6 protein-coding genes are annotated in these 12972 nt (G+C 62.1%); 1 reads left to right on the plus strand and 5 read right to left on the minus strand.

Annotated elements, in window-relative coordinates; translation table 11 throughout:
- Position 1: 1 nt before the first annotated feature.
- Entirely contained in the window at positions 2-2218 is a 2217-nt protein-coding gene (gene rlmKL, locus HA399_RS13950; protein ID WP_404325305.1) for a bifunctional 23S rRNA (guanine(2069)-N(7))-methyltransferase RlmK/23S rRNA (guanine(2445)-N(2))-methyltransferase RlmL, read from the minus strand.
- Positions 2219-2705: 487 nt separating this feature from the next.
- Between rlmKL and rmf the strand changes: the two genes are divergently transcribed.
- On the plus strand, positions 2706-2915 hold the full coding sequence (gene rmf, locus HA399_RS13955) for a ribosome modulation factor (RefSeq protein ID WP_043334308.1): 210 nt from the start codon (positions 2706-2708) through the stop codon (positions 2913-2915).
- Positions 2916-3748: 833 nt separating this feature from the next.
- Here rmf and HA399_RS13960 read toward each other — a convergent pair.
- The 4 genes from HA399_RS13960 to trmA all read right to left on the minus strand — a co-directional run bounded on the left by HA399_RS13960 (position 3749) and on the right by trmA (position 12831).
- Positions 3749-4792, minus strand: coding sequence for a quinone-dependent dihydroorotate dehydrogenase (locus HA399_RS13960; RefSeq protein ID WP_404325306.1), 1044 nt, complete (start codon positions 4790-4792; stop codon positions 3749-3751).
- Positions 4793-5023: 231 nt separating this feature from the next.
- Positions 5024-6166, minus strand: coding sequence for a hypothetical protein (locus HA399_RS13965; RefSeq protein ID WP_404325307.1), 1143 nt, complete (start codon positions 6164-6166; stop codon positions 5024-5026).
- Positions 6167-6504: 338 nt separating this feature from the next.
- Positions 6505-11343: an NAD-glutamate dehydrogenase gene (locus HA399_RS13970; RefSeq protein ID WP_404325308.1), complete on the minus strand. Its 4839-nt coding sequence runs from the start codon at positions 11341-11343 to the stop codon at positions 6505-6507.
- A 357-nt stretch (positions 11344-11700) separates the two neighbouring features.
- The gene (trmA, locus tag HA399_RS13975) at positions 11701-12831 is read right to left on the minus strand and encodes a tRNA (uridine(54)-C5)-methyltransferase TrmA (protein ID WP_347421726.1); all 1131 of its coding nucleotides are present in this window, start codon (positions 12829-12831) and stop codon (positions 11701-11703) included.
- Positions 12832-12972 lie beyond the last annotated feature (141 nt).

Raw genomic sequence — 12972 nt, forward strand, 5'->3', positions numbered from 1 at the left:
CTCAGCCCTTCACATCGCTGGCGCGACGGATGCGGAAGACGTGGTGGATATCCGGACGACGCTTGAAGTCCGGGTCCAGCAGCTTGCGCGACAGGTCTTCCACCACATGGTGCTGGCTGACGCTGTCATCCATCACGAAGCGACGATGGTTGTTGGAGAAGATCAGCGTGCCGCCCGGCGCCAGACTGGCCATCGCCAGGTCGATCAGGCGCGCGTGATCACGCTGGATATCCAGGGTGCCTTCCATCTTCTTGGAGTTGGAGAAGGTCGGCGGGTCGAGGAAGATCAGGTCGAACTCCTCGCGGGAGCGCTCCAGCCACTTCAGACAGTCGGCACGCACCAGCTGATGGCGTTTCTCGCTGATGCCGTTGAGCTTGAAGTTCTCGCGCCCCCAGTCCAGATAGGTATTGGACATGTCGACGCTGACGCTCTCACTCGCGCCGCCCAGCACCGCATGCACAGTGGCCGTCGCGGTATAGCAGAACAGATTGAGCACCCGCTTGCCGTCCGCTTCATTGCCAAACAGCTTGCGCACCGGACGGTGATCCAGGAACAGGCCGGTATCCAGGTAGTCCTTGAGATTCACCCACAGCCTGGCATCGCCTTCCTGCACCTCGATACGCTGACCGGAGCTGTCCTGGCGCGTGTACTGCGCCTTGCCCGCCTGACGCGTGCGTTGCTTGATATGGATATCGTTGGGCGAGCAGCCCAGCACCTGCGGGATCGCCGCCAGTGCATCCATCAGGCGGCGCTGCGCCTGACTGGCATCCACGGACTTGGGCGGCGTGTATTCCTGCACGTGCACGTGACGGCCATAGATATCGATGGCCAGCGCGTACTCCGGCATGTCGGCATCGTAGAGGCGATAACAGGTAGTACCGCTCTGCTTGAGCCAACGCGCCAGGGACTTCTGGTTCTTCTTGAGGCGATTGGCGAACATCTGGCCGCCCTCGCTCAGCGCGGGCTGACTGCGGGCATCTTCGGCCACGCTGTCCTCGTCGACCGCACGCTCACGCGCCGCCACATCGATCATCAACAGCTTGCAGTCGAGCTGGCCGTTGCGGAAGGCGTACTGACGATGCGCACGCAGGCCGAGACGATGGCCGAGGTCCGGATTGCCGGTGAACATGCCCAGCGTCCAGCCGCCGAAGTGACGCTTCATGCGCTCACCGAGGCTTGCGTAGAGCGGCACCAGTGCCGGCAGCTCGCCCAGACGCTCACCGTAGGGCGGGTTGGTCATCACCAGGCCAGTGGTGGCGCCTTCGGGACAGGTCAGCTCGGCGACGGAGGCACCTTCCAGCTCGATCAGCGCCGGAATACCGGCACGCATGGCGTTGGAGCGCGCGGCAGAAATCGCCTGCGGACTGTGATCGCGACCGAACAGACGCGCGGTGACCTTGCGGCGCCCGGCAATGGCACGCTGCTCCATCTCTTCCCACAGGCCCTTCCAGATGCGCTCGTCATGGCGCCCCCAGTGGCGGCAGGCGAACTCCTGGTTCAGCGACTGCGGCGCGATATCCGCCGCCATCAAGGCTGCTTCGATCAGCAACGTGCCGGAGCCGCACATCGGGTCGACCAGACTCTCGCCACGCGCCGCACGCGCCGGCCAGTCGGCCCGCATCAGCAGGGCCGCCGCCAGGTTTTCCTTCAGCGGCGCATGCGCGAGATCAGGACGGTAGCCACGCTGGTGCAGACTGCGACCCACGAGGTCGATGCCCAGGGTGATGTAGCCATTGTGCAGGTGCGCGTAGATGCGCAGATCTGCATTCTTACCATCGACGGTCGGCTTGTTGCGGCCTTCCTCGAACATCGCCTCGACGATGCCGTCCTTGACGGTCTGGGCACCGAAGAAGGTATGACGAATGTCTTTCCATGTTCCGTGGAAATCGACGGCGATGGACGCACGATCCGGCAATTCCATCGCCCAATCGACACCTGCACTCGCCTTGCGCAGTTGCTCACCGGTGTCGACGCCACCCACGCGAGTGAGCAGACGAATGATGCGGTTGGCCAGTCGCGACCACAGAATGGTGCGGTAGGCGGTTTCCTGGCTACCGTTGAAGTGTACGCCAGCGACGGTCGTGCCAGTCACCTCGGCACCCAGAGCCGTCAGCTCATCGGCCAGCAGCGTTTCGATGCCACGCGGGCAGGTCGCAAACCAGGTAGAGAGCGAGTTGCTGGGCGCGCGGGGGGTAGTCGCAGAGGTCGTATCAGTCATGAATCTCTCACCGGCAGGTGCCGGACTTATTCCTGTGAGTTGGCTTCTGGCACTAGCGATATTCCTATACGGCTGTCGACAAGCCAGAGGCAGTGTTCTAAAAACTATAGGTGTAGCTGCAATTCGGAAAGGTGACACGCCATGCGAAATAGAGGATCAAGGGACACGAGCCTCATTCGGGCAGCCTACCTGTGCCGCTCAGGAGATCGGACTTCCGGCACGGCAAGGCAGTCGCTTTTTCACCATCACGCTCGAGCATATACAGGCAAGACCTTCCATCATCTCACACTCGTGACCTTTTCCGACAAGAATGGCCAACGACGCGAGGTGATGATGCACGAGGCCGGCAGTGCCCGACAGGGCATCGGCCAACTCTCTCACTCGGCATGTCCGATGGCAGGACAACCGCGGCCAGACAAGGTCTCGCCGGGTACGTCTCGCCATCACTGACACACAGTGCCGATGGGTTCTCACTTAGAGGTCATCCATGAAGAGACAGAAACGTGATCGCTTTCAGCGTGCCTATGTTCACGGCTACAAGGCTGGTGTCACCGGCCGTTCCCGTGATGATTGTCCCAGTATCGATGTCAATCTACGTGAATTCTGGATGAGCGGCTGGCGTGAAGGCCGCGGGGACCAATGGTCGGGAATGACCGGCGTCTCCGGCATCCACAAGAACCCCATGGTGCTCAGCTGAGCACTGCATGACGCCAAGGTTCATCATCCGCGACCAGGAGGTCATCCCATTTCAGGAAAGCGGCACGTCACGGAATGACACTGGCAATACGGCGCCTGGCGCCTTTCACCCCGCCGACGCAGCCTGATGCGCTGCCCAAGCGGATTCTCCGGCATCACGCCACCGGCTCCTGACATGTTACAGGGTCGACTGGCACGTACAGAGAGGACTCGAGGTGTTCACGGTGAGTCGGTTTAGCGACATCACCCGGAAAATCCCACGGAAGTCGCCCAGCGACACGTCACATCACCAGGGAGGTAACGCCTTATTTCTATCTTGATGACGCGCGGCACTGACAGGCAAGAGACGCAGTAGGCAATGGGGCCGACTCGCTTCACTTCCTGAAAGGCCGAGATGTTGGCGCTCGTGTCGTTTCAATCGTGGTATGGCTCCAGAAGAGGAGGCGCAGCAGGCGACGGCCTGCGAGGACGACGGTCCAGCGCGGAGCACGACACGGGCAAACGTTCACCTTGACTGCATCAGCAGGTTCTTTCCAGGCCTGCTTCAACCATCCACGCACCCGATGAGCTCAAGGGGCCAACCCCCAACCGCCGTTTCTGACGGCAAAAGCGCTTCGCATCGTGCACGCTGGCTGGACATGGCAGCCAACACGACAACGGCAGATCACGCATTACTTCCCTGCCATTGTCATATCATCATTCACGCCGGTACCGAGGCCGCCTTCTGATGTCAGGAGGCGGCTTTTCTGTGTCTGCCCTGCCCCACTCGGCCCTCTCTTGAAGCGCCGTGAGCGAAGGATGCCAGCATCACGCTGCGACGGAGCCCAGGCCGGATCACACCTTGATCAGGGTATCGGCCTTCTCCAGTGCGCGCGCGCACTCACCGACCAATGCCGGGCCACGGTAGATCAGCCCGGAATACAGCTGCACCAGATCCGCCCCCGCGGCGATCTTCTCGCGTGCACTCTCGCCATCGGTGATACCACCCACACCGATGATCGGCATGTTCTGCAGCGCTTCACGCAGGCCACGAATCACCCGCGTCGACGATTCACGCACCGGGGCGCCGGAAAGTCCGCCCGCCTCCTGCGCATGCGGACTACCCGCGACCGCCGTGCGCTCGATGGTGGTGTTGGTGGCGATGACGCCATCGATGCCGTTGTCCGCCAACGCCCGCGCCACGAACAGGATTTCCTCGCTGTCCATGTCAGGCGCGATCTTGATCACCAGCGGCACCTTCCTGCCGCGCTCGGCATCGAGCTGATCGCAACGTTGGCGAAGCCCGGCCAGCAGCTGGCTGAGATGATCACCGAACTGAAGATTGCGCAGCCCCGGGGTATTGGGCGACGAGATATTGGCGGTGATGTAGTCGGCATGCGCATGCACGGCATCGAGGCAGACCAGATAGTCGCTCAGTGCATCATCCACCGCCGTGGTCAGGTTCTTGCCGATGTTGATCCCCAGCACGACACCAAAGGCAGCACGCGCCTGACTGGCCTTGACCTTCGCGACCAGATGCTCGACCCCGGCATTGTTGAAGCCCATGCGGTTGATGATCGCCTGATGCTCCGGCAGCCGGAACAGACGTGGCTTGGGATTGCCGTCCTGCCCTTTCGGCGTCACCGTGCCGACCTCCACGAAGCCGAAGCCCAGAGCCGCAAGCGCATCGAGGTGATCGGCATTCTTGTCGAGACCTGCCGCCAGGCCAACGCGATTGGGGAACTCGAGCCCCATCAGCGAGACCGGATCACGCGGCGCTTCACCGCCCAGACCGCGCGCCATGCCGAGGCGATGTGCCATGTCCAGCGCACTCAGCGTCACACCATGAGCTGTTTCCGGGTCGAGCTTGAAGAGAAGCGAGCGAGCAAACGAGTACATGATGATCTCCAGACAGCGGGCGGCAGGGTCGTGACGACAGCATAGCTGGGCGCGAAGTATACCCGAAGCCCGCGGGGACAGACACTGCGCGCCGGCACGCTCGCGCTGCTGTCGATAAAATCGCTCACGCCAAGACCGGCAGCATTGCTCATGCTCAGGGCAACAAAAAAGGGCGACCCGCTGGGCCGCCCTTGTGTCACACCCGACGGTGTCGGGGTCATGCCATGCAGATCATTTCACGTCGAGCTGCTGCACGCGCACGGTGTAGTTGTTGACGCCCTGCATGGAGGAGCCGAACTTCTGACCGCTGACCCAGACGGTGTAACGCCCCGGTTCCAGCACGGTCTTGAGGTGGAAGTCGCCCTGGAAGCCTTCGCCCTTGTCGCTGGCGACGGTGTTGCCACTCTCGTCCAGCAGGCGCATCTGCAGCTTGTAGGTGCCTTCGCTGCCAGGGAAGGTCTCGCTGTCGATGGTCACGGTGCCGCGGTCCGCGACATCGAAGGTCATGACCTCGCCCTTCTCGAGAATGCGCACATCGGTGACGATCTCGTCGAAACGACGATCCGGCTCCGCTTCGGCCTCGGTTTCCGTCACGGCTGCACTGCCCGTGGCAGCAGCGATCGTGGCAGCAGCGGCAGACGTCTCGGCTGCAGCAGTCGCGGCTGCCGAAGTCGTAGCGGCGGCGCCTGTGGCAGAAGCGCCTTCAGCTGCCGCATTGCCCGTCTCGGCGGCCTTCTTCTCGCGGGCGGCCTGTTCGGCGGCGGCAACGGTGGCCGGCTTGATGGTCGCGACTTCATCGTTGGCATCGACGAAGGCGGTACGACGGCCATCGCCATCGGTGTCGAGGAAGACCAGGCCGTTGCCGGTCTCGATGCCGCTTTCCTCGGCAGACAGCTTCTCGCCACTCTCGCTCAGGCCTGCGACGTTGATTTCATAGGTGTTGCCGCCCGACTTGCCAGCCCCCAGCTTGTCGGCGCGCACACGCAGCTTGTAGACGCCCGGCTCAAGCTCGGTATTCATGTTCAAGCCATCGGAGGCCCTGTCACCTTCTGCGGTGGCCACGACCTCGCCCTGCTCACTCTCGAGCGTGGCTTTCATGGTGTAGGGGTCGGTCACATCGAAACTGGCGACGCCATCGATTTCGTAGCGTCCGGCTTCCTTGATGGTGAACTGGTGCACGCTGGTGCCGCCGAACAGGAAGTTCTGGCTGTGGGCATCACTGCGCGGCTTGAGGAACTTGGAGATGTCCAGCTTGCCTGCCGCTTCTTCTGCACGCTGCTGAGCGGGGCTGCCATCGGCCAGCACGGCCTGGGAGGCCAGAGTGGACAGGCCGAGCGCGAGGGCGCAGGCGAGGGGTAATGCACGATGTGACATGGTGTCTCTGCCTTGTTGTACTGATGCTTTGAAAACAGAAGCCTCCAGCGAGCGCCGCAGCGACTCCGAGACTTGAAATGAGGGTCTGAAAATCAAGGACTGAAAACAGGATCTGCAGAAAAGGATGCAACCATCAGGGCCTGTATCAGTCTCTGCACTGGTCGCCATTCAGCATACCAGACAGCTGACGACAGTTACCTTACCGCAGGCTTCAGCTATCACTTTTTTATTCATTCCCGACATGAAAAAGCCCTCACCAATGGTGAGGGCTTCTATCAGCGGGTCATCAGATGCTCGCCACTTGCGTCAGCCTCTTGCTGCCTCCGAGGCCGAAAGCATCAGGCTTCGCGCTTGGACTCGGCCAGATCGACCAGCTCGCGCAGGGCGACCGCGAACAGCGGGAAGCTCAGCTGAGCACCGCCCTTCATCTCGCCAAGCAGTGAGCACCAGCGGCTGACCAGACTCTCGTGGCTGGCCATCCAGCTGTCGACACGCTCATCGATCTCGCGCGGTGCATTGTCCTGCTTGAGCACGCTGACGGTCAGTGCCAGCTGCTGACGATCGAGATCATCACGGAAGCTTTCACGTGCCTGCGCCTGCCAGCTGTCCTGCACCTCAAGGCCGTTGATCTTGTCACCGACCCACGGCAGCTCCAGACGATGGCCAATGCCGTAGAAGGCTTCTGCCACGCGATTGATCTTCTCGCCGGTCGCCTTGGCCGCCTCGATGATGCCAAGCCCTGCATAGAGGCTTGAGGTCGCGGCGATGGTGCTGGCCAGGGCCTCCGGCACGCCTGCCTCGACATAGCTGTCGCGACGCGCTTCCCAGTTCTCGCGGGCTTCGCCCTTGAGACGCTCACCGATGCTCTCGGAGAGCTGGGCCAGACGCGGTGCGAAGTGGCCGATGCATTCCTTGACGCCCATGGAGCTGCGCTGACGCAGGAACCAGCGAGTGGCACGACGCATAAGACGCATCAGATCGCTCATCATGCGGTACTGCAGTTCTGCCGGCACCTGGTGATCAAGGGCCTCGATCTGGGTCCACAGCGCTTCCAGATTGAAGCTGTCTCGCGCCACGATGTAGGCACGCGCGATTTCCGCCTTGTCGGCACCAGTGGTGTCTTCCAGGCGGCGCACGAAGGCGATGCCCATGTGGTCGACCAGGTCATTGGCGATCTGGGTCGCGGCGATTTCACGCTTCAGACGGTGCTGGTACATCTCTTCCGGGAAGCGCTCCATCAGCACGCGTGGGAAGGCGCGCTCGAGGTGCTGCTGCACGTAGCTGTCGTCCGGCACGTCAGAGGCGATCAAGCTGGTCTTGAGGTCACTCTTGGCGTAGGAGACCAGCACGGACAGTTCCGGCAGGGTCAGGGCTTCACCGGCGTTGGAACGCTCGATCAGCGCTTCATCGGACGGCAGGAACTCGAGTTCACGGTCCAGGGTGCCGGCCGCTTCCAGCTCATTGATGAAGCGACGGAAGACGCCCATGCCTTCCTTGGACTGCTGCTCGGAGAGCGACAGCGCCTGAGTCTGGCGATAGTTGTCCTTGATCACCAGCTCGCCGACTTCGTCGGTCATCTCGGCCAGCTGCTGGTTGCGCTGCTTGTCGGTCAGGTCACCGCGGGCGACGATGTCGTCCAGCAGGATCTTGATGTTGACCTCGTGATCCGAGCAGTTCACGCCACCGGCATTGTCGATGAAGTCGGTGTTGACGCGCACGCCCTGCTGGGCCGCGGCTTCCATGCGGCCACGCTGGGTCAGACCCAGGTTGCCGCCTTCGCCCACCACCTTGCAGCGCAGCTCACGGCCGTCGATACGCAGGCCATCGTTGGCCTTGTCGCCGACATCGGCGTGGGACTCGCTGGACGCCTTGACGTAGGTTCCGATACCGCCGTTCCAGATCAGGTCGACCTGCGCCTTGAGCATCGCGTTGATCAGCTCGTTGGGCGCCAGATGGTCGGCACTGATGTCGAAGACTTCCTTCATCTGCGGGCTGATGGCGATGGTCTTGGCATCACGCGAGAACAGACCGCCGCCTTCGCTGATCAGGCTCTTGTCGTAGTCGTCCCAGCTGGAACGCGGCAGACGGAACAGACGCTCGCGCTCGGCGAAGCTCTTCGCGGTGTCCGGGTTCGGATCGACGAAGATGTTGCGGTGGTTGAAGGCACCGACCAGGCGGATCTTCTCGGACAGCAGCATGCCGTTGCCGAAGACGTCACCGGCCATGTCACCGATACCGACCACGCTGAACTCGTCTTCCTGGATGTTGATGCCCATCTCGCGGAAGTGACGTTGCACGCTGACCCAGGCGCCCTTGGCGGTGATGCCCATGCCCTTGTGGTCGTAACCGTTGGCACCACCGGAGGCGAAGGCATCGCCCAGCCAGAAGCCGTACTCGTTGGAGATGGCGTTGGCGATGTCGGAGAAGGTCGCGGTGCCCTTGTCGGCCGCGACGACCATGTAGGGGTCGTCTTCGTCGTAACGCACGACGGCCGTCGGGGCCACCACGTCACCACCGGACAGGTTGTCGGTGATGTCGAGCAGTGCGCGGATGAAGATCTGGTAGCAGGCGATACCTTCCTTCTGGATCACGTCGCGGTCGGTGGTTTCCGGCATGCGCTTGCAGACGAAACCGCCCTTGGCGCCGACCGGCACGATGACCGCGTTCTTGACCTGCTGTGCCTTGACCAGACCCAGCACCTCGGTGCGGAAATCTTCATGACGGTCGGACCAGCGCAGACCACCACGTGCGACCTTGCCGCCACGCAGGTGAACACCTTCGACGCGCGGCGAGTAGACGAAGATCTCGAACATCGGGCGCGGCTTCGGCACGTCAGGAATGCTGCGCGTGTCGAGCTTGAAGCTGATGTAGTCCTTGGCCTGACCATCTTCTGCCGGCTGGAAGAAGTTGGTACGCAGGGTGGCCATCATCAGGTCGACGTAGCGACGCAGCAGGCGGTCGTCGTTCAGGCTGGAGACCTGGTCGAGCAGGCCATTGATGCGCTCGCGGCAGGCGTTGACGTCATCCTCGCCACCCTGACCCTGCGGGTCGAAGCGCAGGTTGAACAGCTGCACCAGCTCGCGGGTGATATCCGGATGGCTGCCCAGCGCATTGGCGATGTAGGCCTGGGAGAGACCGAAGCGGATCTGCTTCAGGTAACGCGCGTAGGCACGCAGCATCGCCACTTCACGCCAGTCCAGGCCAGAGCCGATGATCAGGCGGTTGAAGGCATCGGATTCGGCTTCGCCGGACCAGATCTTCTTGAAGGCTTCGATGAAGCTCTCGCGCACTTCGGAGAGCTCGACCGCGCCCTTGCCGTGATGCTCGAGATCGAAATCGTGTACCCAGCAGGAGGAATCGGTGCGGGTGATCTCGTAGGGACGCTCACCGATGACACGCAGACCGAGGTTTTCCAGCACCGGCAGCACGTCGGAAAGCGGGATCGGCTGATGCTTGTGGAACAGCTTCAGGTTGACGCCGGAGTTGTCGTCCTCGACCAGACGATAGGTGCTCAGGCCGACCGCCTGTCCTTCGTCCAGCGCACGCAGGTGGCCCACGTCATAGACGGCGGTGCGCGGCGAGAAGTCGTCACGATAGCTGCCCGGGAAGGCATCACGGTAGCGAGTCATCAGCTCGTTGGCCTGCTCTTCACCGAAGCCTTCGACCATGGCAGCGTGCAGCTCGTCACGCCAGCTGCGGGCCAGCTGAGCGATCTTGTTCTCCAGCGCGCGCATGTCGTACTGGCCGGGTTCATCGCCCTTGAAGCGCAGGATGAACTGGATACGCGTCAGCACGGACTCGGACAGATACGGCGTGAAGTCACCGAAGGTGGCATTCAGCTCTTCACACAGCAGATTCTGGATGCGCACACGCAGGTCGGTGGAATAGACGTCGCGCGGCACGAACACCAGTACCGAGAAGAACTTGCCGAAGCGGTCTTCACGCACGATCAGACGCACGCGACGACGCTCACGGATGTTGAGGATGCTAGTGGCGGTACGGGTCAGCTCGTCCGTGGAGATCTGGAAGAGGTCATCACGCGGATAGACTTCCAGAATCTGCAGCAGGTGCTTGCCGTTGTGGCCCTTCGGGTTGACGCCGGCGGCTTCCATGACGTCCTGCACCTTGCGACGCAGAATCGGCACGTTGCGCGGGCTCTGGTTGTACACCGTGGAGGTGTAGAGCCCCAGGAAGCGGCGCTCGCCGATCACGCGGCCTTCTTCATCGAAGCGCTCGACGGTGATGTAGTCCGGGTAGGCCGGACGGTGCACGCGGGCGTGGAAGGCACTCTTGGCGAAGGACAGCAGTTCCGGAATCAGCACGTACTGATCGCTGTTGACGCTCTGCTGGTGACGGGACTGCTCGTGATAGCGCTCGAGGTCCAGCTTGAGCACGCCCAGCTCGGAACCTTCGACCTTGTTCAGCACGCGGGTGCCGTCTTCCTGCTCATCGACGGTGTACTCGTCATAGCCCAGGAAGGTGAAGTGGTCGTTGCCCATCCACTGCATGAAGTCGCAGGCTTCCTGATGGTCAGCCTCGGAGACGGTCGGCGGACGATTGTCACGCAGCTCCTGCAGCGCCTGGGCGCCCTGGCTGCGCATGGCGTCGAAGTCAGCGACGGCAACGCGCACTTCGGCCAGCACTTCACGCAGGCTGGTCTCGAGGTCTTCCAGGGTCTCGGCGTCGTTGTGACGATCGACCTCGATGTAGATCAGCGACTCGCGGTGCTGCGGGGCGTTCTCGGCACGCGGTGCCGTCACGCGCTCCAGCTGACCGGCGTCATCACGTGCAACGGCCAGCACGGCGTTGTGGATGGCGTGAACGGTGATGCCACGACGGTTGAGCTCGATACGCACGGAATCGACCAGGAACGGCATGTCCGGGTGCAGCACTTCGATGATGGTGTGCGTCGACTGCCAGCCATGCTTCTCGAAGTCCGGGTTGTAGGCACGCACCTTGGGAGCCTCGAGGCTCTGCAGGAAGTGCCATACGGCCAGGGTGGAACCGTAGAGGTCATCCAGCTTGCGCTCGGCCATGTCCTCGAAGGAGGCCGTTGCGTGATAGTCGCGCGCAAACGCCGCGATCACGTCCACCTTGTCCTTGGGAAGTCGCTTGTCCAGCTGCTCTTCGAGCTGCGCAAGAAATTCCTGCTTGCCGTCCGTCGCCACGTGTAGCATCAATCACCTCGACTGACCTGATGGATGTATCAGGGAAAATAGTCATAGAGAGTCTGCGCCGGCCAGAAAGGCGTTGCAGCACAGACTCATGCAGTGCATCACAGACTAGCGCAGTCTGCGCCTCTGCCCCATGCCTGTTCCATATTGGTCATGCAGCATTACATCTGTGCATCGGGTATTGACTTGGCGGTCCGCGCATGAAACGAAAGTCTAATTCGAGTGACTTTCATGTGCGCAAAAAAGCCCCGTCGTCCCCTACCTCACAGGTAGATGACGACGGGGCTCTGTTTTTTCAAACGATTGGCGCGATGCCTCGCTCATGCGGGCGTGACATCGGCTGTCGGTTTGAAGACGCGTTTATTTTCGAACCAGATAGACACCGCACTCGAGGTGGTCGGTATACGGGAACTGATCGAACAGCGCGAAGCGTTCGATACGGTGCGTGCGACACAGCACTTCAAGATTGTCGATCAGCGTCTGCGGGTTGCAGGAGATATAGACGATGCGCTCGTAGCGCGCGGTCTGCTCGCAGCTGTCGGCATCGAGGCCGGCACGCGGCGGATCGACCAGCACGGTGCGGAAGTCGTGGTTGTCGAGGTCCATCTCCGCGACACGACGGCCCGCCTTCTCGCCCGCCAGCGCCAGCGAGAAGTCCTCGGCCGACATGCGCGCCACCTGGGCATTGTCGATGGCGTTGGCCGCCAGGTTAACCTGCGCCGAGGCCACGGAAGTGCGCGAGATCTCGGTGGCCAGCACGCGGCGGAAGTTCTCGGCCAGCGCGATGGTGAAGTTGCCGTTGCCGCAGTAGAGCTCGACCAGATCGCCCTGCTCACGGCCTTCCGCCTGCGCCTTGTCAGGATGGGTCACGTCACGCGCCCAGCTGAGCATCGAGCGGCAGATCTCGGCATTGGGCTGGGTGAAGCTGTTCTCGACCTGCTGATAGACGTACTCGCGGCCATCGACCTCGAGACGCTCGAAGACGTGATCGCGCGTCAGCACGATATGCTGCTTGCGCGAACGCCCGATGATCATGATGTCGAGCTCTTCTTCCAGCGCACGCGCCTCGGCTTCCCAGTCTTCGCCGAGCTTGCGATGGTAGATCAGCGTGACCAGCGCCTCACCGCTCAGGGTAGTGAGGAACTCGCACTGGAACAGACGCTCGCGCAGCACCGGGCTTGCCTTGAGGCGCTCACGCAGCAGCGGCATCAATTCATTGATGCGCTGGCTGGCGACCGGGAAGTCGTCCATGCGCACGACCGTCTTCTTCTTGTTGCCCTCGTCGTCGAACTCGACCTCGAACATCGCGTAATAGAGGTCATCATCCTCGTGCCAGATACGGAACTCGCACCGCATGCGGTAATGGCTGGGCGGCGAGGGAAATACCTCGAGTTCCGGCGCATCGAAGGCAGCGAAACGTGCGCGGGTCTGCTCGGCCTTCTCGGCGAGCTGCTGTTCATACTGACTGGGATCGACGACGGCGATGGCCACACTGACTCCTGCCTGCGGGCATACCGCAGCACTGAAACGATGAGCAAAAAGACGCGGGGACGTCATGGTGAACCATGCCGATCACGTCCATTCAAAGGTTGGGCGCGCTAGCCTACCATCGGCAGCGCGAAGCTCAAGCGC

Source organism: Cobetia sp. UIB-001, assembly GCF_044789135.1.
GTDB lineage: Bacteria > Pseudomonadota > Gammaproteobacteria > Pseudomonadales > Halomonadaceae > Cobetia > Cobetia amphilecti.